This is a genomic window from Streptomyces sp. NPDC093546 (genome assembly GCF_044765045.1).
Taxonomy (GTDB): Bacteria; Actinomycetota; Actinomycetes; order Streptomycetales; family Streptomycetaceae; genus Streptomyces.
The window spans coordinates 77119-96687 of record NZ_JBIWJG010000003.1 but is presented as its reverse complement, the minus strand read 5'-3'; the positions used below and the strand labels follow the sequence as shown (position 1 = coordinate 96687).

20 protein-coding genes and 1 tRNA gene are annotated in these 19569 nt (G+C 72.5%); 10 read left to right on the top strand and 11 right to left on the bottom strand.

Going from position 1 to position 19569, the window contains the following annotated elements; translation table 11 throughout:
• Positions 1–42 precede the first annotated feature (42 nt).
• Positions 43–618, top strand: coding sequence for a TerD family protein (locus ACIRNI_RS06845; protein WP_355355609.1), 576 nt, complete (start codon positions 43–45; stop codon positions 616–618).
• Between the two features lie 166 nt (positions 619–784).
• The gene (locus tag ACIRNI_RS06840) at positions 785–1300 is read left to right on the top strand and encodes a GNAT family N-acetyltransferase (protein ID WP_403548983.1); all 516 of its coding nucleotides are present in this window, start codon (positions 785–787) and stop codon (positions 1298–1300) included.
• A gap of 44 nt (positions 1301–1344) precedes the next feature.
• Here the strand turns inward: ACIRNI_RS06840 and ACIRNI_RS06835 are convergent, their stop codons facing one another.
• Entirely contained in the window at positions 1345–2715 is a 1371-nt protein-coding gene (locus tag ACIRNI_RS06835) for a M1 family metallopeptidase (protein ID WP_403548981.1), read from the bottom strand.
• An 83-nt stretch (positions 2716–2798) separates the two neighbouring features.
• On the bottom strand, positions 2799–3359 hold the full coding sequence (locus ACIRNI_RS06830) for a heme-binding protein (RefSeq protein WP_403548979.1): 561 nt from the start codon (positions 3357–3359) through the stop codon (positions 2799–2801).
• Positions 3360–3465: 106 nt separating this feature from the next.
• On the opposite strand from ACIRNI_RS06830, the gene ACIRNI_RS06825 reads away from it, so the two are divergent.
• The 4 genes from ACIRNI_RS06825 (at position 3466) to ACIRNI_RS06810 (ending at position 6892) form a co-directional block, all read left to right on the top strand.
• The gene (locus tag ACIRNI_RS06825) at positions 3466–4632 is read left to right on the top strand and encodes a sensor histidine kinase (RefSeq protein ID WP_403549852.1); all 1167 of its coding nucleotides are present in this window, start codon (positions 3466–3468) and stop codon (positions 4630–4632) included.
• Positions 4629–5225, top strand: coding sequence for a response regulator (locus tag ACIRNI_RS06820; RefSeq protein WP_403548977.1), 597 nt, complete (start codon positions 4629–4631; stop codon positions 5223–5225). Before ACIRNI_RS06825 ends, ACIRNI_RS06820 begins: the two co-directional genes overlap by 4 nt.
• Before the next feature lie 92 nt (positions 5226–5317).
• Positions 5318–5818, top strand: a complete 501-nt coding sequence (locus tag ACIRNI_RS06815; RefSeq protein WP_403548976.1) for a hypothetical protein — start codon at positions 5318–5320, stop codon at positions 5816–5818.
• Positions 5819–5890: 72 nt separating this feature from the next.
• Entirely contained in the window at positions 5891–6892 is a 1002-nt protein-coding gene (locus ACIRNI_RS06810; protein WP_403548975.1) for a zinc-binding dehydrogenase, read from the top strand.
• 248 nt (positions 6893–7140) lie between these two features.
• Here ACIRNI_RS06810 and ACIRNI_RS06805 read toward each other — a convergent pair whose 3' ends face one another.
• Both ACIRNI_RS06805 and ACIRNI_RS06800 read right to left on the bottom strand, forming a co-directional pair.
• Positions 7141–7611: a GNAT family N-acetyltransferase gene (locus tag ACIRNI_RS06805; protein WP_403548974.1), complete on the bottom strand. Its 471-nt coding sequence runs from the start codon at positions 7609–7611 to the stop codon at positions 7141–7143.
• Entirely contained in the window at positions 7608–8489 is an 882-nt protein-coding gene (locus ACIRNI_RS06800) for an aminoglycoside phosphotransferase family protein (protein ID WP_403548973.1), read from the bottom strand. The genes ACIRNI_RS06805 and ACIRNI_RS06800 overlap by 4 nt, the downstream gene beginning before the upstream one ends.
• Before the next feature lie 61 nt (positions 8490–8550).
• Between ACIRNI_RS06800 and ACIRNI_RS06795 the strand changes: the two genes are divergently transcribed.
• Positions 8551–9942 (top strand): NAD(P)/FAD-dependent oxidoreductase, encoded by a 1392-nt coding sequence (locus tag ACIRNI_RS06795; protein WP_403548972.1) that lies wholly within the window; start codon positions 8551–8553, stop codon positions 9940–9942.
• Positions 9943–10358: 416 nt separating this feature from the next.
• On the opposite strand, the gene ACIRNI_RS06790 is transcribed toward ACIRNI_RS06795, so the two are convergent.
• A tRNA-Thr gene (locus ACIRNI_RS06790) sits at positions 10359–10432 on the bottom strand.
• Between the two features lie 184 nt (positions 10433–10616).
• Here ACIRNI_RS06790 and ACIRNI_RS06785 point away from each other — a divergent pair.
• The 3 genes from ACIRNI_RS06785 (at position 10617) to ACIRNI_RS06775 (ending at position 13064) form a co-directional block, all read left to right on the top strand.
• Positions 10617–11717 carry an ABC transporter ATP-binding protein gene (locus tag ACIRNI_RS06785; RefSeq protein ID WP_403548971.1) on the top strand — a complete coding sequence of 367 codons (1101 nt, stop codon included), beginning with the start codon at positions 10617–10619 and terminating at the stop codon, positions 11715–11717.
• A 200-nt stretch (positions 11718–11917) separates the two neighbouring features.
• Positions 11918–12331: a hypothetical protein gene (locus tag ACIRNI_RS06780; protein ID WP_355355635.1), complete on the top strand. Its 414-nt coding sequence runs from the start codon at positions 11918–11920 to the stop codon at positions 12329–12331.
• 16 nt (positions 12332–12347) lie between these two features.
• The gene (locus tag ACIRNI_RS06775) at positions 12348–13064 is read left to right on the top strand and encodes an NDP-sugar synthase (protein ID WP_403548969.1); all 717 of its coding nucleotides are present in this window, start codon (positions 12348–12350) and stop codon (positions 13062–13064) included.
• A gap of 65 nt (positions 13065–13129) precedes the next feature.
• On the opposite strand, the gene ACIRNI_RS06770 is transcribed toward ACIRNI_RS06775, so the two are convergent.
• From ACIRNI_RS06770 to ispD, 6 genes are all read right to left on the bottom strand, one after another.
• On the bottom strand, positions 13130–13885 hold the full coding sequence (locus tag ACIRNI_RS06770; protein WP_403548968.1) for a hypothetical protein: 756 nt from the start codon (positions 13883–13885) through the stop codon (positions 13130–13132).
• A 113-nt stretch (positions 13886–13998) separates the two neighbouring features.
• A complete protein-coding gene (locus ACIRNI_RS06765) occupies positions 13999–15612 on the bottom strand; it encodes a DoxX family membrane protein (RefSeq protein ID WP_403548967.1) in 1614 nt (537 codons plus the stop codon).
• 112 nt (positions 15613–15724) lie between these two features.
• Positions 15725–16675: a 23S rRNA (guanosine(2251)-2'-O)-methyltransferase RlmB gene (gene rlmB, locus ACIRNI_RS06760; RefSeq protein ID WP_403548965.1), complete on the bottom strand. Its 951-nt coding sequence runs from the start codon at positions 16673–16675 to the stop codon at positions 15725–15727.
• 72 nt (positions 16676–16747) lie between these two features.
• Positions 16748–18148, bottom strand: a complete 1401-nt coding sequence (cysS, locus tag ACIRNI_RS06755) for a cysteine--tRNA ligase (protein ID WP_403548963.1) — start codon at positions 18146–18148, stop codon at positions 16748–16750.
• Positions 18149–18186: 38 nt separating this feature from the next.
• The gene (gene ispF / locus ACIRNI_RS06750) at positions 18187–18699 is read right to left on the bottom strand and encodes a 2-C-methyl-D-erythritol 2,4-cyclodiphosphate synthase (RefSeq protein WP_403548961.1); all 513 of its coding nucleotides are present in this window, start codon (positions 18697–18699) and stop codon (positions 18187–18189) included.
• Positions 18689–19444 carry a 2-C-methyl-D-erythritol 4-phosphate cytidylyltransferase gene (gene ispD / locus ACIRNI_RS06745; protein ID WP_403548959.1) on the bottom strand — a complete coding sequence of 252 codons (756 nt, stop codon included), beginning with the start codon at positions 19442–19444 and terminating at the stop codon, positions 18689–18691. The genes ispF and ispD overlap by 11 nt, the downstream gene beginning before the upstream one ends.
• Positions 19445–19569 lie beyond the last annotated feature (125 nt).

Sequence of the window (19569 nt, the reverse complement as noted above, 5' to 3'; positions counted from 1 at the left end):
TATGTGCAGTGACGCCAGTCAATGAACTACGAAGGGGACTCCATGGCTGTAAGCCTGTCCAAGGGCGGCAATGTCTCGCTGACCAAGGAGGCGCCGGGCCTGACCGCCGTCACTGTGGGCCTCGGCTGGGACGTCCGCACGACCACCGGCACCGACTTCGACCTCGACGCCTCCGCCATCGGCGTCGACGCCTCCGGCAAGGTCGTCTCCGACGGCCACTTCGTCTTCTTCAACAACAAGTCGACGCCGGACCAGACCATCGTCCACACCGGTGACAACCGCACCGGCGAGGGCGGCGGCGACGACGAGCAGATCAACGTCAACCTCGCGGGCCTCCCCGCCACCGTCGACAAGATCGTCTTCCCGGTCTCCATCTACGACGCGGTCAACCGCTCGCAGAACTTCGGCCAGGTGCGCAACGCCTACATCCGCATCGTCAACCAGGCCGGCGGCGCCGAGATCGCCCGCTACGACCTGAGCGAAGACGCCGCCACCGAGACCGCCATGGTCTTCGGCGAGCTGTACCGCAACGGCACCGAGTGGAAGTTCCGCGCGGTCGGCCAGGGGTACGCCTCGGGCCTGGAGGGCATCGCCCGCGACTTCGGCGTCAACATCTGACCCGTCCGACGCGCCCCACGCACCACAGACCACAGGGCCCCGGCGGCGAAGCCGCGCAGGGGCCCTGTGGCGTGTCCGACCGACTGCCGCGTCTTATCACCCGAATGTGCCCTCAAGTGCGGTGGGGCAACGGCGAATTGAGGTGACGGACCCCTACTGTGACTGCATGATCGTCGAACCCCTGGACGTCCGCGAGGACGGCTCCCTGCCCGGCCCGCTCCTCACCGAGCTGACCGAGCTGTACGCGTCGAACCGGGAGTTCCAGCAGCTCAGCGGGGACTTCCCGGACCCCGACGACATCCGGCCTGAGCAGGTCGCCGCCTCGCTCGCCGAGGAGCTCGCGCACCCGGACGCCGAGGTGCTGATCGCCCGCTCGGCGGGGCACGTCATCGGCGTCTCGGTGACGCGGTCGCACCACCCCGCCGACCCCGACGACCCGGACCCCTGGATCGGGCTGCTCATGGTCCACGCCCGCGACCACCGCGTCGGCTTCGGCCGCGAACTCGCCGAGATCGTCGAGAAGCGGTTCCGGGAGGCGGGCCGCCAGGGCGTCAAACTGGCGGTCCTGGAGAACAACCCCAACGCGGTCGCGTTCTGGACGGCGCTCGGGTACGAGGAGACCGACCGCCGCAAGGACCTGCGGCTCGGCCGCGACTCCATCGTCATGCGGAAGGCCCTGTAGGGGCCGGGGCCCTTGGTCACGGCCGCGGCTTCACGGCCGGGGCTTTACGGCCGGGCCGGGCGTTCGTCGCCGTACAGCCAGGTGTCCCACACCGCGCCCAGGTCCTTGCCGGACTCCTCCTCCACGTACCGCGTGAAGTCCTGCGTCGACGCGTTGCCGTGCCGGTACGTCGCCGGCCAGCCGCGCAGGATCCCGAAGAAGGTGTCGTCGCCGACGGCCTGGCGGATCTTGTGCAGGACCATCGCGCCCCGGCCGTAGACGGGCGGGTCGGAGATCCGCTCCGCCGACGGCGGCTCGGCGGGCGGGAAGGCCCAGTTCGCCGAGTCGGCGAAGGCCTCCTCGAAGTTCCTCTGCGCGGGCGTGTCCTCGAAGTCCTCCGCGTACAGCCATTCGGCGTACGTCGCGAAGCTCTCGTTGAGCCACATGTCACGCCACGACTCCGGCGAGACGGAGTTCCCGTACCACTGGTGGGCCAGCTCGTGGACGAGGAACCCCACCGTGAAGGTGTCCGCCGCGAAGAACGGCCGGGTCTGCGTCTCCAGCGCGTACCCCACGTCGACGGTCGGGTCGACGATCGCGCCGATGGAGGAGAAGGGGTACGGGCCGAAGTTCTCCGCCCCCCACTCCAGCAGCTCGGGGATGCGGGCGAGCAGCGCCGGGTCCGCCTCGGAGCCCTTGGTGGCGGTGTGGACGGGCAGCCCGGACGGTGTGCGCGTGACCCGGGTCTCGTACCGGCCGACGGCGACCGTCGCGAGGTAACTCGCCATCGGCTCGGCCGAACGCCACGCGTACGTCACGCGCCCGCCGCGCGTGCGCCGCTCCTTCAACTCGCCGTTCGACAGCGCCTCGTAGCCCTCGGGGACGGTGACGGTGACCGCGTACGTGGCCTTGTCGCTGGGATGGTGATTGCCGGGGAACCACGTCATGGACCCGGTCGGCTGGCCCAGCGCCAGCGCCCCGTCGGAGGACTTCAGCCAGCCCTCCTCGGCGTCCTCGTCGGTGAAGGTGCGCGGGACGCCGGAGTAGCGGATCACGGTACGGAAGGTGGCGTCGTCGCCGACGGCGCTCGCGGGCCGCACGGTCAGCTCCTCACCGGAGCGGCGCACGGTGGCGCGCTCGCCGTCGACGGTGGCGGACCGCACCGTCAGCCCGGCCAGGTCGAGGTTGAAGGCGCTGAGGGCCTGGGTGGCGCGGGCGGTGATGTCGGCGGTGCCGGTGAGGCGGCCGGTGGCGGGGTCGCAGTCGAGGGTGAGGGCGTAGTGCCGGACGTCGTAGCCGCCGTTGCCGAGGCGGGGGAAGTACGGATCACGCAGACCGGCGGCGCCGGGCTTGCCAGACACGGCGGAGCCGCCGCCACTGCCGGCGCAGCCCGTGGCGAGGCTGCCGGCCAGCAGCAGAGCGGCGGCGGTACGCACACGCGTCCCCGTCCGGGTCCGCGTCCGGGTCCGCGTCCGTGAAGATCGGTGATCCACGCACCGATCCTACGGACGCACCGGGGTTACTTGCCCAGCGAGGCGACGCCCGCCTGGGCGTACTTCTCGTCGAGGTCGCCGCTCGGCGCGCCCGCCACACCGATGCCCGCGATCGGCGCGCCGTCGGCGGCCACCGGGGCGCCGCCGCCGAGGAAGAGGGTGCCGGGGATGTCCTTGAGGTTCGGCGCGGTCTGGAGGCGCTTGACGAGCTCGGAGGTCGGGGCGTTCCAGGAGACGGCGGTGAACGCCTTGCGGACGGCGGAGTCGTACGACTGCGGGCCCGCGCCGTCGCCGCGCAGGGTGACGAGGGTGGTGCCGTTGCGGTCCACGACGGCGACCGTGACGCGCTGGTTGTCCTTCTCGGCGGCCTTGAGGGCGGCCTGCGCGGCCTTGGTGGCGGCGTCGATGGTGAGGTGCCGGGTGGTGCGGAGGTGGTGGTCGGAGGCGTCGACCGTCTGAGCGGGCGCGGCGGCCGGGGCGGCCGGGGCGGCGGCGTTCGCCGAGATCGCGCCGAAGGTACCGGCGGACAGCGCGGCGGCGGCGACGGCGCCGGTCAGGACACGGGCGCGCAGCGACATCTTCTTCACGGGGGACTCCTTCGTACCGAGGGCTTGTGCTTTCGATCCTGGGGCCGCCGGCAGGGGTCCGGGGTCAGCCGATCGGTTGATGCCGCGCCGTCGCGCGCGGGCGAGGATGGCGGCGTACGACGGTGACGTAAGGACGGGAAAGGAGCGCGCCGTGGAGCAGGACCCCGACGCCCGCAGGCTGGCACGGGTGATGCACGCCGCGTTCTTCGCGCTGCTCGGCGCCTCGCTGGTGCGGTTCCTGCTGCGCCACCCGTGGGCGGAGCTCGGCCCGTGGGTGGTGGGGCTGTCGGCGGCGCTCGCGGTGCTGTACGTCCTGCCGAGCCCGCGCCGGCTGGCGTGGCTGGGCACCGTCGTCGCCGTGTGGGTGGTGCTGGTGGTGCTGGCGCCGAGCTTCGCGTGGTGTGCGGTGCCGCTCTTCTACACCGGCCTGCGCACGCTGCCGCCGCGTGCCGCGCTCGCGCTCGTCGTCCTGCTCACGGCATTTGTGGTCGCCGCCCAGCTGCGGCTGTCGGACGGCGCCCTGGACCCGAACGTGCTGGTCGCGCCGCCCGCCGTCGCGGCGATCGCCACCGCCGTGTTCCTGCACACGCGGCGACAGGCGGACCGGCTGGCGGCGACCGAGCGGCGCGAGGGCACCCTCGCGGAGCGGCAGCGGCTGTCGATGGAGATCCACGACACCCTCGCGCAGGGCCTGTCCAGCCTGCGCATGCTGCTCCAGGCCGCCGACCGCACCTGGGACGGCGATCCGGCCACCGCGCGCCGCCATGTGCGTACGGCCGCGGCGATCGCGGAGCGCGACCTCGCCGAGGCGCGCCGCTTCGTCCACGACCTGGCGCCCGCCGACCTCGCGGGGGGCGTGGCCCTGGAGGACGCGCTCGCCGCCCTCGCCGCCCGCGAGTCGGCCGGCGACTCGGCGGTGGGCTTCGCGGTCGCCTTCCGCGTCGACGGCGCACCGGTCACCGCCCTGCCCGACCGGGTGCGCTCCGCGCTGCTGCGCATCGCGCAGGGCGCGCTCGCCAACGTCCGCGAACACGCGGGCGCGACCTCCGCCGCGCTGACCCTCACCTACCTGGACGACCAGGTCGTCCTCGACATCGCGGACGACGGCCGCGGCTTCGACCCCGCCCGCCACACCGCGCCGCGCGGCGGCCGGGGCCACGGCCTGCCCGCGATCCGGGCGCGCGCCGAACAGCTCGGCGGCACCCTCACCATCGAATCCGCGCCCGACGAGGGCACGGTCCTGTCGGTCTCGATCCCCCTGGAACGGTCATGACGGTACGGATCCTGCTCTGCGACGACCACGCCGTCGTACGCGCCGGGCTGCGCGCCCTGCTCGCCAGCGCGCCCGGCATCGAGGTCGTCGGCGAGGCGGGCAGCGGCGAGGAGGCGGTCGCCATGGCCGCCAAACTGGCGCCGGACGTCGTCCTGATGGACCTCCAGCTCGGCCCGGGCATCGACGGCGTGGAGGCCACGCGCCGCATCGCCTCGCCCGAGGTGCGGGTGCTGGTCCTCACGACGTACGACACCGACGCCGACGTCACACGCGCCGTCGACGCGGGCGCCACGGGCTACCTGCTGAAGGCGGAGCGCCCGGAGGAGCTGTTCGCCGCGATCCACGCGGCGGCGGAGGGCCGCCGCGCCCTGAGCCGCGCCGTCCCGCAGCACCGCGCCCCCGCCCTCACCCACCGCGAGCTCGACATCCTCGGCCAGCTGGCCCGCGGCCTCGGCAACCGCGAGATCGCCCGGGCCCTCTTCATCAGCGAGGCGACGGTCAAGACGCACCTGGGCCGCATCTACGCGAAACTCGGCGTGGACACGCGGGCGGGCGCGGTGGCGGTGGCGAAGGAGCAGCGCCTGCTGCCATGACGGAGGCGCCCCGTGGACGCGGGCGGCACCGTGGGTACGGCCGGGCCCCGTGGGTGCCGGCCCGCCTCCGAGGTCGTGACACCATCGACCACGTGCTCGACATCGGCTACTCCCTCTCCCGCCGCTTCCCCGACCCCCCGCAGACCGACTACCGCCACGCGGACGTCCACGCCCTGCGGCACGACCTCTTCTGCGGCGACGTGTACCTCGCCGACACCGAGACCGACCGCGAGGTGTCCACAGCCTGGGGATGGGTGCCGGTGCTCGACTTCGCGTGGGCGCTGTGCGACATCGTCGAGCGGCTCGACCGCGACCCGCTCGGCAGCCGGTCGGCGAAGCCGCAGTACGCCGAGCTCGACTTCACCGAGTCCTCCGACCGCATGCTCTTCGAGCGCCGCTTCGGCTGGGTCGACGTCGAGGCGGACTGGATGCCGGCCGACGAGCCCCCGCTGACCTTCGGCCACACCGTGCTGCGCCGCGAGGCCCGCGACTTCCTGCACGACCTCATCGCGGACCTGACGGACATGCACGAGGGACTGGCGGACAACCCGGCGATCTGGACGCTCCAGGCGCGCTTCCCCCGAGTCGGTTGATCAGGACGCTTGACCTCAAGCGCACTTGAGGTCAGAGGCTGGGCTCCGTCACCGCACCAGAGGAGAGAGCCCGTGCACGCCATCCGCCTCCACGCCTTCGGCCCCGCCGAGAACCTCGCCTACGAGCAGACGCCCGACCCCCGCCCCGCCCCCGGCCAGGTCCGGATCGCCGTCGCCGCGGCCGGCGTGCACCTCCTCGACACCGCGCTCCGCGAGGGCATGAAGGGCCCCTTCCCCGCCCCCGCCGAGCTGCCCACCATCCCCGGCCGCGAGGTCGCCGGAACCGTCGACGCGCTCGGCGAGGGCACCGACCCCGCCTGGCTCGGCCGGCGCGTCGTCGCCCACCTGGGCCTCGCGCCCGGCGGCTACGCCGAACTCGCCGTCGTCGACGCCACCCGGCTCCACGCGATACCGCCGGGCCTCGACGAGGCCGAAGCCGTCGCCATGATCGGCACCGGCCGCACCACCCTGGGCATCCTCCAGTTCACCGAACTCGGCCCCGACGACGTCGTCCTCGTCACGGCCGCGGCCGGCGGCATCGGCACGCTCCTCGTCCAGTACGCCAAGCACGCCGGCGCCACCGTCGTCGGCCTCGCCGGCGGCCCCGCCAAGACCGCCCGCGTCGAGGCGAACGGCGCCGACCTCGCCGTCGACTACACGCTCCCCGACTGGCCGGACCTCGTCCGCGCCCACCTCGGCGGCACCCGGCACGCGACCGTCGTCTTCGACGCCGTCGGCGGCGACACCGCCCGCGCCGCCGTCGACCTCCTGGGCAAGGGCGGCCGGCACGTCGTCTACGGCTGGGCGGGCCGGGGCATCCACGACGGCGAGCCGCTCACGTACACCGACGAGGAGCTCGCCGAGCGCGGCATCGTCTCCCTCAACGTCCTCGGCCCCGCCATGATCCAGAAGGCGGGCGGCGACGTCCGTACCCTGGAGCTCGCCTCCCTCGCCGAAGCCGCCGCCGGCCGCCTGCGCCCGGCCGTCCAGCGCTTCCCGCTCGCCGAGGCGGCCGCCGCCCACCGCGCCCTGGAGACCAGGGCCACCACGGGCAAGGTCGTCCTCATCCCGTAACGGGCTCCTTATCCCCTCGGCCACCTCGGCCAGCGGCACCCGCTCCGTACCTCTCGGGGTGCGGCGTACGAGACCGGGGAGCGCGTCCGCGAGAGGGACGTCCTTGTCGAAGAGGTGCTTGAAGTCGGTGAGCGCGTCGAGCAGCGTGCCCCACTTGCCCTTGGTGATGCCCATCGAGAACAGCACCAGGAAGGTGTAGCGCCACTCGGAAGGGTCGTTCGGCCTCCGGAGGTGCGGAATCCAGGCCGCTACGCCCCCAGCCGCACCAGCGCCTCATCCGTCAGCCGGTACACCGTCCACTCGTCCTGCGGCCGCGCCCCCAGCGACCGGTAGAAGTCGATCGACGGGGTGTTCCAGTCCAGCACCGACCACTCCAGCCGCTCGTACCCCCGCTCCACACAGATCCGCGCCAGTTCCGTCAGCAGCGCCTTCCCATGCCCACCGCCACGCGCCTCCGGCCGTACGTACAAGTCCTCCAAGTAGATCCCGTGCACCCCGCGCCACGTCGAGAAGTTGAGGAACCACAGCGCGAAGCCGACGACCTCGCCCTCCTCCGACTCGGCGATGTGCGCGTACGCCGCCGGGCGCTCGCCGAACAGCGCCTCCCGCAGCTGCTCCTCGCTCGCCCGCGCCTCGTCCAGAGCCTTCTCGTACTCGGCGAGCTCGCGGACCATCGCGTGAATGACAGGGACGTCGTCGACAACAGCTGTACGAATCATGAGAGCAGTATCCGGCCCACCGCCGCCCGCTCCCCCACCAGGACCGTCTCCCCGTCCTCCACCTCCCACAGGGAGTCCTCCAGCACCCGCCCCAGCGTCCACGCCAGCGCCCGCTCCCGGTCGAGCCCCAGCACCTCCGTCATCAGGTCGAACCGCCACCGCACCTCACCCGGCTCGAACCGGTTGCACAGCGCCGGCAACAGCTCGAACCCCGGATCACCGGCCAGCGGCTTCGGATCGATCGCCAGCCACGGCTCCCGCTCCGCCGCCAGCACGTTGTCGAAGTGCAGGTCCCAGTGGAGCAACCGGTCCCCCGGCTCACCCGCCACCTCCCGCACCGCCGCCGCGCAGTCCCGCAGCAGCCGCCGGTCCTCCGCCCGCACCAGCCGGCCCAGCGCCTCCGGTACGCCGTCCAGCATGTCCGCCGCCATGTCGCCCAGGCGCCGCAGCCCGGCCGGCGCCGGCGCCGCCACCAGCCGCGCCAGCACCCCCGCCAGCACCGCCGTCGCCTCCCGCGCGTCCTCCACCGCCGACAGGGACCGGCCGTGCGGCAGCCACTCCAACAGCAGCGCGCCCACGCCGGCGTCCTCCGCCACCAGCCGTACGGCCCCGTCGCCGTCCCACGCCCGCAGCGCGGCGCCCTCGCCCGCGTTCTCCTCGTCGGGCAACTGCAACTTCAGCGCGGCCCGCGCCCCGTCCGCCGTCACCACCGGCACCACCAGCGCGACCAGCCCGTGCATCACCGGCCCCACCTTCCGCAGCCCCCACTCCCCCAGGAACCGCTCCACCAGCCCCGGCAGCGCAGCCACGAACGCCCGCCCCTCCGCGCCGTTGAACTCCTCCTGCGACCGCGCCAATCCGACCGGCACCTCGATCACCGCGACACGCCCCCATCCAGTAACGTCCACACCCACCCGACAGCAGCACCCAAGGAACCACATGGACACCGTCAACGGCGGCATATCGTTCTGGTACGCACAGGAGGGCACCCCCGCCCCCCGGGAACCGCTCCCCGGCGACACCACGGCCGACGTCTGCATCGTCGGCGGTGGCTACACCGGCCTGTGGACCGCCTACTACCTCAAGAAGGCCGTCCCCTTCCTCAACATCACCGTCCTGGAAGCCAAGTTCTGCGGCTACGGCGCCTCCGGCCGCAACGGCGGCTGGCTCTACAACGGCATCGCCGGCCGCGCCCGCTACGCCAAGCGCCACGGCCACGAGGCCGCCGTCCGCCTCCAGAGGGCGATGAACGACACCGTCGCGGAGGTCGTCAAGGTCGCCGGCGACGAAGGCATCGACGCCGACATCCACCTGGGCGGCGTCCTCGAAGTCGCTCACACCCCCGCCCAACTGGCCCGCCTGAAGGACTTCCACTCCGTCGAAGTCGCCTTCGGCGAAACCGACCGCGAGCTCTACGGCGCCCGCGACACCGCCGCCCGCATCCGCGTCACCGGCGCGGTCGGCTCCAGCTGGACCCCGCACGGCGCCCGCATCCACCCCGTGAAACTGGTCAAGGGCCTGGCCGCCACCGTCGAAGCCCTCGGCGTCACGATCCACGAATCGACCCCCGTCACGGAGATCCGCCCCAAGCACGCCGTCACCCCGTACGGCACGGTCCGCGCCCCCTACATCCTGCGCTGCACCGAAGGCTTCACCGCGAACATCAAGGGCCACAAGCGCACCTGGCTCCCCATGAACTCCTCCATGATCGCCACCGACCCCCTGCCCCCGGAGGTCTGGGACGAACTCGGCTGGCACAACCGCGAAACCCTCGGCGACATGGCCCACGCCTACATGTACGCCCAGCGCACCGCCGACGACCGCATCGCCCTCGGCGGCCGCGGCATCCCGTACCGCTACGGCTCCCGCACCGACAACGACGGCCGCACCCAGCCCGCCACCATCGACGCCCTGCGCGACATCCTGATCCGCTTCTTCCCCTCCCTCGCCGGCACCCGCATCGCCCACGCCTGGTCCGGCGTCCTCGGCGTCCCCCGCGACTGGTGCGCCACCGTCACCCTCGACCGCACCACCGGCCTCGGCTGGGCCGGCGGCTACGTCGGCTCGGGCGTCGCCACCGCCAACCTCGCCGCCCGCACCCTGCGCGACCTGATCCAACAGGACTCCGGCCAGTCCGGCCCCACGGACCTCACCACCCTCCCCTGGGTCAACCACAAGGTCCGCCCCTGGGAACCGGAACCCCTGCGCTGGCTCGGCGTCCACACCCTCTACGCCGCCTACCGCACCGCCGACCACCAAGAGGCCACGAGCAACACCCCCACCACCCCCCGCCTCGCCACCCTCGCGGACCGCCTCTCGGGCCGCCACTGACGGCAACCGCACACCTCGCGAAGGCACGTGAAAGGCCCCGGACTCATCGGTCCGGGGCCTTGCCCGTGCAGCCCATTGGCCAGCCGTCGTACCGACGCCCGTCCACCCGAGTACGGTCACCAGCCACGCCAGGCGTCCGTGATCCCGCTACGGTCGATGCCCCTCCTCGATGCCAAGGCCGCGTCCGTCGCCCTCAGCAAGGACTCGGGGTACATCTCCACCGCACCGGCACAGTCGAGCTCCACCCGCCCGGCCTCGACATCGCGGGCCACGCCCTGCCATTCAGGCACGCCAGTTCTCAGTAGGTCTGTTCGCCATGGCGAGAAGGTACGCCGGGGCACTGACATCCGCAGTCGTGAGATCAGACAGAAGGGCCGGCGCCGGGGAACATGCCCCTGCGCCGACCCTTCGCTACGAGCCCCCTGTCGGGTTCGAACCGACGACCCCCGCTTTACAAGAGCGGTGCTCTGGCCAGCTGAGCTAAGGAGGCACTGCGCACGAGTGTAACCGGACGCCACCGGCCGCCGCTGAGGAAATTGGGCCCCTTCCACCTACTGACAGAAGCCACCCCGCCAGGTACCGTCACCCGAAGTTCACCCACGTGGACTAGACCCATCACTTCCTTCCACTCGGATCGTCCGGCACGTTCCTGCCGGTGAAGGGATCACATCACCATGGCTTCTGTCACGTTCGACAAAGCGACCCGGATCTACCCCGGGGGCACCAAGCCCGCCGTCGACCAGCTGGAGATCGAGATCGCCGACGGCGAGTTCCTCGTCCTCGTCGGCCCGTCCGGTTGCGGCAAGTCCACCTCGCTGCGCATGCTCGCCGGCCTGGAGGACGTCAACGGCGGCGCGATCCGCATCGGGGACCGCGATGTCACGCACCTGCCGCCGAAGGACCGGGACATCGCCATGGTGTTCCAGAACTACGCGCTGTACCCGCACATGACCGTCGCCGACAACATGGGCTTCGCGCTCAAGATCGCCGGTGTGAACAAGGCGCTGATCCGCAAGAAGGTCGAGGAGGCGGCGAAGATCCTCGACCTGACCGAGTACCTGGACCGCAAGCCGAAGGCGCTCTCCGGTGGTCAGCGGCAGCGTGTCGCGATGGGGCGTGCCATCGTGCGGGAGCCGCAGGTGTTCCTCATGGACGAGCCGCTGTCGAACCTCGACGCCAAGCTCCGCGTCTCCACGCGTACGCAGATCGCGAGCCTGCAGCGTCGTCTCGGCATCACCACGGTGTACGTCACGCACGACCAGGTCGAGGCACTGACGATGGGCGATCGCGTCGCCGTGCTCAAGGACGGGCTGCTCCAGCAGGTCGACACGCCGCGCAACATGTACGACCGGCCGGCGAACCTCTTCGTGGCCGGGTTCATCGGCTCCCCCGCCATGAACCTGGTCGAGGTGCCGATCACCGACGGCGGTGTGAAGTTCGGCAACAGCGTCGTCCCGGTGTCGCGCGAGGCGCTGGCCGCCGCGTCCGGCAAGGGCGACAAGACCGTGACGGTCGGTGTCCGCCCGGAGCACTTCGACGTCGCGGGCGCCGAGAGCGACCAGGGCGTGGCGGTCTCCGTCAACGTCGTCGAGGAGCTCGGCGCCGACGGGTACGTGTACGGCTCCGCCCGCGTCGGCGGCGAGGACGACAAGGATTTGGTGGTCCGCGTCGGCGGCCGCTCCATCCCGGAGAAGGGCTCCGTGCTGCACGTCGTGCCGCGTCCGGAGGAGATCCACGTCTTCTCGACGTCCACGGGCGAGCGCCTGAGCGGCTGACGCCGCACAGCACCTCGACGGCCCCGCACTTCGGTGCGGGGCCGTTGGTGCAGTTCCGCCCGGATGTCGACAAATACCCCGGCACACGGGGCAATTCGGACCCTGTTCGTCAACACCCGATTCGAAAAGGCGCGTCGAACCATCCCCCGTGGGGGTGACTAAATGTCTCCAAATCATCACTGGCCGCTACGCTCACGTCCGTGACCCACACAGCACGCCGAATCGGCCGCACTCTCGCCCTCGTCCTGCCCGTCGTCCTGGTGCTCTCCGGAACTCTCGCGGTCACCAGTGTCCCGTGGGCAGGCAGCCGCTCCGACTCGCAGTTGCTCACCGCGTCGTCGGAGAACGTCTCCGTACGGGCCAAGTCCCGTGCCCCGCAGGATATTCTCCGCGACCGCCTCCTCGCACAGCTTCAGGAGGAGAACCCGGGTGTCGCGCTGACGAGCCTGCAGCGCGAGGTGGAGGAGCGTCCGTCGCTCGCCAAGCACTGCATGTCGATCGCCCGCGCGCTCGGCCGCGCCGCCGTCCTGCACTACGGGCCGGTGCGCGCCCAGTCGTACTCCCGCCCCGTGTGCGACACGTCGTACGCCTCCGGTGTCGCGAACGAGAGCTGAGCCACCCTGTCGAGGTATGCACACCTCTCCGACGCAGGCCGTGATCCTGGCGGGCGGCCAGGGCTCGCGTCTGCGCCCGTACACCGACGACCGCCCCAAGCCGATGGTCGAGATCCCGGGAACCGGGACCCCGATCATCGGCCATCAGCTTTCCTGGCTCGCCGCTGAGGGTGTCACGGACGCCGTCGTCTCCTGCGGCCACCTCGCGGACGTCCTCCAGCGCTGGCTGGACACGTCCGATCTGCCGCTGCGCGTCACCACCGTCGTCGAGCGCGAGCCGCTGGGCCGGGGCGGCGGCCTGAAGTACGCGGCCGCGCGCCTGCCGCGGCCCGAGCAGCCCTGGTACGCCACGAACGGCGACATCTGGACGCGCTTCTCGCTGCGCGAGATGGCCGCCTTCCACGCCGAGCGGGACGCCCTCGCGACCCTGGCGCTGGCCCGGCCCCGCATCCCCTGGGGCGCCGTCGAGACCGACACCTTCGGGAACGTCACCGACTTCGTCGAGGCGCCGCCCTCGCCGTACCTCATCAACGCCGGCGTGTACGTCTTCTCCCCCGCCTTCACCAGCGCGCTGCCCGACCGGGGCGACCACGAGCGCACCACCTTCCCCCGCCTCGCCCGTGAGCGGCGCCTGGCGGGCTTCCCGCTGCCGCAGGGCGCGTACTGGCGGGCCATCGACACGGCGAAGGACCTGGAGCGGGCGGCGCAGGAGCTGGCGGCGTACCAAGTCTGAGCCTGTCGTCGAACTCCGGACGCCGGACGGACTCGGCTGGCCCCCGTCTCTTCCAGCACGGCGCCTCAGCCGGTGAAGCCTCCGGATGCGGTCGGGGGCACTGAGCCGTGGAGGGCGTTGGCCAGAGCCTGGGCCTGCTCCGGGGAGATACCGAGGCCGAGCGGTACCCGGCGAGGGCTGTAGGGGGACGAGCACACGGCGATCGGGCTGTCGCCGGTCACGGTCCACCGGGGACCGCCGGTCGAGTCCTGCTCCCCCAGCAGGGATGCGGCCAGCTCGCCGGCCGCATCCGGACGTATCCCACAGCCCGCGAGCGCTCGCGCCACGGTGTCACGCGCTCCGCCGGGCATGTCGGCATCGCCGAGCATCGGGAGGAGCAGGAGGAGGCGCTGGGATGGATCGGACAGACCTTCCTCGCCGTCCTGCGCGCTCGCGGCGAGAGAGATGAGCTCGGCCCAGGACAGGCCAGGGCCGGCCTCGTCGGCACCGCACTGCCCGAGGTGACCGAGTCGCCCCCATGCGGGGTGACGGACGAAGAAGTCGACGTTGTTCTCGTCCTCGAAGTTGGCGTACACGACGTAGGCCGTATGCCCACCGGTGAAGCAGACCCGAAGGACGGGCCAGGGCTGCCCGGGGTCGGCGAGGCGATCCACCATCGCTTCGTAAGCCGACGCGTCCACCCCGTAGCGCTCCACTTCACCCGGGTCACCCATCGTCAACAGGACATGGGCGAGCCAGAAGGCGGGTTCTCGCACGAGATCCTCGCCCTCGACCAGGTCGCAGTCCTCGAAGTACTCCGGGATATGCACGGCGGCGTTCATAGCAGGAGGTTAGGGAACAACGGCGGCCGAGCTTTCGGCCGGGGTGGTGTTCGCCGAGGGGCTGCCACCGTGTTGCCACGGTGACAGCCCCTCTCGCCTGTGTGTCGTACGGGTCAGCCGAGCAGGCCGCCGATCGGGTTGTGGTTTCCGCCGCTCGAGCCGCCGTCGTCGGAGCCGCCCGAGGCGCCGTCGTCCGAGCTTCCGCCGCCACCGCCCGAGGTGCCGGTGGAGCCGCTCGAGGACGGGCCGGAGTTGCTGCTGGCCGGCGGCTCCGGGTCGACGGGGCGGGTCTGCTGCGGGGGCCGCTGGCCGGTGCCCTGCGTGGCGGTGGGCCGCTGGTCCTCGGCGCGTCCGCTCTCCCGTACGGTCCCGGCCGGGGTCGACTCGTCGGCGGTCGGGGACGCGGAGGTGGACGCGGACGGCTTGGGCGGCCGGTGGGAGGACTCGCCGCGGGAGGGCGGGGCCTGTGTGCCGGGCTCCTGCGGCAGGGGCTGGCCGGGCAGGTGGTTGGTCGGGTCGTCGTTCGGTCCGGGCACGGTGACCATCTCGGTGGAGCGTACGGCTCCGCCGAGCACCGACCCGATGAGCAGCGTCAGGCCCACCACGACGGTCGCGACGAGCGCGCCGCGCCGCAGGACGCGACGGCGCAGGTCCCACAGCGCGGAGCGGGGGCCGAGCGTGCGCCAGGCCTCGCCGGCGAGGCGGCCGTCGATGGAGTAGACGGGGGCGCCCGCGATGATCAGCGGGGACCAGGCGGCGAGGTAGACGATGTCGGGGGCGTCGTACGCGGGGACGGTGCGCCAGCTGACGGTGAGGATGAGCGCGGCGGAGAGCAGCGCGCCGAAGACGGCGGCCACGCGCTGCCAGAGGCCGAGGACGGTCAGCACGCCGACGACGACCTGGGCGAAGGCGACGGTGAGTCCGGCGCCGACGGGGTGGGCGAGGGCGAAGTCGCGCAGCGGCTCTGCGGCGGGCCAGGGGTGCAGGGAGGTCAGCCACTTGACCATGGAGCCGCGCTCGCCGCCGTCGAAGTAGACGGGGTCGCAGAGCTTGCCCATGCCGGCGTAGATGGAGATGAAGCCGAGGAAGACGCGCAGGGGCAGGAGGACGACGCCGAGGTTCATGCGGCGGCCGGGGTAGTAGGCGTGCCGCTGGGCGGCGGCGTCGGCGTAGGCCGCGCGGCGGTCGCCGCTGCCGCGGGTGGGGATGTCGTCGCGGGTGTCGTCGTCGGCCGCGGCGGGTTCGTCGTAGTCGTCGAGGCGGCCGCCGGGCCGGTCGCCCGGCCGGTGGTGGCGCTCGTACTCCTCGTAGGCGCTCTCGGCGCGCCGCATGGGCGGCAGGAGGGGCGTCGGCATGGTGTCGTCGGAGAGGGTGACGCGGGGGATGACCTGGGTGGCGCCGGCGTCGCGCGACGGGTCGAGGGTGTCCACGGCGGCGGAGTCGCGTACGGCCTGGAGCAGGCCGGTCGCTCCGGGGTCGCCGGGGGACGACTTCCCGCTCCATACGACGGGCGCCCGCCGCCGTCCTCCCGCTCCCGCCGCGCCCGCGCTCACGGCGGGTACACGGGTGGTGGTTTCGGCGAACCGAGGCTTCTTGACCGGGGCGAGCTGCACCCGGAAGCTGGCGTGGTTCACGATGACCTGCGCGGGATCGCAATCCACCTTGACCATGCTCAACGCAGGCTGATCGTCGAACCCGGGCCGGGGCGTTCTGGTGTCCACACTCATCTAACCGAGTGACGCGGGGATAGGACACTGCCTTGACGGCGGGGAAATGTCCGAGACCCGTCAAGATCATGACGGGTCTCGGGTGGGCGTACGGGGGGTACGGGTGTGGGTGTCAGGCGCGGCGGCGCGCCGCCTCGTACAGGACGACACCGGCCGCGACGCCCGCGTTGAGGGACTCGGCGCCGCCGGGCATGGGGATGCGGACGAGGAAGTCGCAGGTCTCGCCGACGAGGCGGGAGAGGCCCTTGCCCTCGCTGCCGACGACGATGACGACCGGGCCGCCCAGCGCGTCCAGCTCGTGGACCTCGGTGTCGCCGTCGGCGTCGAGGCCGACGACGGTGATGCCGGCCTTCTGGTACCCCTCCAGGGCGCGCGTCAGGTTGGTGGCGCGGGCGACCGGGGTGCGGGCGGCGGTGCCGGCCGCGGTCTTCCAGGCACCGGCGGTCATGCCGGCCGCGCGGCGCTCGGGGACGACGACGCCGTGGCCGCCGAAGGCGGAGACGGAGCGGACGACGGCGCCGAGGTTGCGCGGGTCGGTGACGCCGTCGAGGGCGACGATCAGCGGGTCCTCGCCGTCGTCGAAGGCGGCCGCGGCGAGGTCCTCGGGGTGGGCGTACTCGTACGGCGGGACCTGGAGGACGAGGCCCTGGTGGTTGAGGCCGTTCGTCATGCGGTCGAGCTCGGCGCGCGGGGCCTCCATGAGGTTGATGCCGCCGCGGTCGGCCGCGAGCTTGAGCGCGTCGCGCACCCGCTCGTCGTTGTCGATGAACTGCTGGACGTACAGCGTCGTCGCCGGTACGCCGTCGCGCAGCGCCTCGAAGACGGGGTTGCGGCCGACGACCATCTCGGACAGGCCCTTGCCGCCGCGCCGGGCGACCTGGCGGCGGTGCGCCTGCTTGGCCTTGGCGTTGGCGACGCGGTTCTTCACATGGCCCTTGCGGGCGGACGCGGGCGGCGTGGGGCCCTTGCCTTCGAGGCCCCGGCGCCGCTGGCCACCGCTGCCGACCGTCGCGCCCTTCTTGTTGGACGTGCGGCGGTTCCTGCGCTGGCTGTTCCCGGCCATGACTTACCTGCTCTGATCGATGCGTACGTACGTATGTGAAGTGCGTATATATGAAGTGTGCCAGCGCGGGGGCTACCGCGCGCCGAGCGTCCAGCGGGGGCCGTCGGGGCTGTCCTCGATGACCAGGCCGGACTGGCCCAGCTGGTCGCGGATCGCGTCCGCCGTCGCCCAGTCCTTGCGGGCCCGCGCCGACTCGCGCTGCTCCAGGACCATGCGGACGAGGCTGTCCACGACCCCGTGGAGGTCCTCGCCGCGGTCGGACTCACCCGCCCAGTGCGGGTCGAGCGGGTCCAGGCCGAGGACGCCGAGCATGGCGCGGACCTCGGCGAGGCGCTCCACGGCGGCTTCCTTGTCGTCGGCGGCCAGCGCGCTGTTGCCCTGGCGGACGGTGGTATGGATGACGGCGAGCGCCTGCGGGACGCCCAGGTCGTCGTCCATCGCCTCGGCGAAGGCGGTCGGCACCTCGGCGGCGGGCTCGACGGCCCGGCCCGCCTTCTCGACGACCCGCTGGACGAAGCCCTCGATGCGCGCGAACGCGGCGTCCGCCTCGCGCAGGGCCTCCTCGCTGTACTCGATCATCGAGCGGTAGTGCGGGGTGCCGAGGTAGTAGCGCAGGACGATGGGGCGCCACTGCTTGACCATCTCGGAGACGAGCACGGAGTTGCCCAGCGACTTGGACATCTTCTCGCCGCTCATCGTGACCCAGGCGTTGTGCACCCAGTAGCGGGCGAACTCGTCGCCGTACGCCTTGGCCTGGGCGATCTCGTTCTCGTGGTGCGGGAAGACCAGGTCGAGTCCGCCGCCGTGGATGTCGAAGGCGGAGCCGAGGTACTTGTGCGCCATCGCCGAGCACTCCAGGTGCCAGCCCGGGCGGCCGCGGCCCCACGGCGTCTCCCAGTCGGGCTCGCCGGGCTTGGTGGCCTTCCACATGGCGAAGTCGCGCGGGTCGCGCTTGCCGGTGATGCCCTCCTCGGCGGGCTGGCGCAGGTCGTCGATGTCCTGGTTGGACAGCGCCAGGTACTCGGGGAAGGAGCGCACGTCGAAGTAGACGCTGCCGTCCGCCTCGTACGCGTGGCCGCGCTCGATGAGGCCGCGCATCATCTCGACCATCTCGGTGACGTGCCCGGTGGCGCGCGGCTCGTAGGTGGGCGGGAGGCAACCGAGGGCCTCGTAGCCGTCGTTGAACGCGCGCTCGTTCTCGTACCCGATGGCCCACCAGGGGCGGCCCTGGTGGGCGGACTTGGCGATGATCTTGTCGTCGATGTCCGTGACGTTGCGGATGAACGTGACGTCGTAGCCGCGGTACGCGAACCAGCGGCGCATGATGTCGAAGTTCAGCCCGGACCGGATGTGCCCGATGTGCGGGGCCGCCTGCACCGTGGCGCCACACAGGTAGATCGAGACGCAGCCCGGCCTGAGCGGGGTGAAGTCGCGGATCTGCCGGGCGCTGGTGTCGTACAGGCGAATAGTCACCACTCCAGAGTAGTGGGCCGGTGCGAGTGCCCCGTGCCTCAGGTGGTACGGACGAGGAGTGCCGTCGCGATGGCGGCGAGGCCCTCGGCGCGGCCGGTGAGGCCGAGGCCGTCCGTCGTCGTGCCGGATACGGACACCGGCGCGCCGGCCGCCGCGCTCAGCGCCTTCTGCGCCTCGTCGCGCCGCTTGCCGATCTTCGGGCGTACGCCGATGACCTGGACGGCGATGTTGCCGATCTCGAAGCCCTCGGCGCGGACGATCCGGGCGGCCTCGGCGAGCAGGGTGACGCCGGAGGCGCCGGACCACTCGGGGCGCGAGGTGCCGAAGTGGGCGCCGAGGTCGCCGACGCCGGCGGCGGAGAAGAGCGCGTCGCAGGCGGCGTGGGCGGCGACGTCGCCGTCGGAGTGGCCGGCGAGGCCGTAGCCGTCGGAGTCCTCCCAGAGCAGGCCCGCGCACCACAGCTCGCGGCCCTGCTCGAAGGCGTGGACGTCGGTGCCGATGCCGACCAGGGGGATGCCGGCCAGGGGGACGGCGGGGGTGCTAGAAGCCATCGTTGGCCCTCCGTCGGGCGAGGACCGCCTCGGCGAGGAGGAGGTCGAGCGGGCGCGTCACCTTGAACGCCTCCTCGTGGCCGGGGACGACCACGACGGGCTCGCCGAGCTGCTCGACCATGCTCGCGTCGTCGGTGACGCTGCCGGTGACGGTGGTGTGCGCGCGTACGAGCGTGTCGCGGTCGAAGCCCTGCGGGGTCTGTACGGCGCGGAGCGTGGCCCGGTCGGGCGTGGCGACGACCGGCTCGGGCTCGCCCTTCTCGCCGCCCGGGCGGGGCTCGACCTGCTTGACGGTGTCGGCGAGGGGCAGCGCGGGCACGACGGCGACGGCCCCGTCCCGTACGGCCTCGATGACCGCGTCGACGGTGTCGACAGGGACGAGCGGGCGGGCCGCGTCGTGGACGAGGACGGCGGTGATGCCGTCGGGCAGCGCGTCGAGACCGAGGCGGACGGACTCCTGGCGGGTCTCGCCGCCGGGTACGACGAGGTAGTCGGTGCGCTCGGGCAGCGCGTGCGCGTCGAGGAGGTTCTTGACCTCGGCGGCGCCCTCGGGCGGGGCGACCACGACGACGAGGGAGACCGCGCGGGAGGCCGCCATGGCGCGTACCGCGTGGATGAGCATGGGGGTGCCGTTCAGCGCGCGAAGCGCTTTGGGGGCGCCCGGGCCGAGCCGTACGCCCCGGCCGGCGGCGGGGATCACCGCGGCGGTGCGGGCCGCACGTGCGGGGGGTGCTTCGTCAGACATGGGTTGCACTCCGGCAGGTTTGTTGACTCGGCCGATTTGGGTATGGCCTTGGAGGCACGCCCGGACCGGACGACGGTCGGGGTAGTGTCGGCGCGGCGCCTTGACCGGACCCTTCCGTGACGACG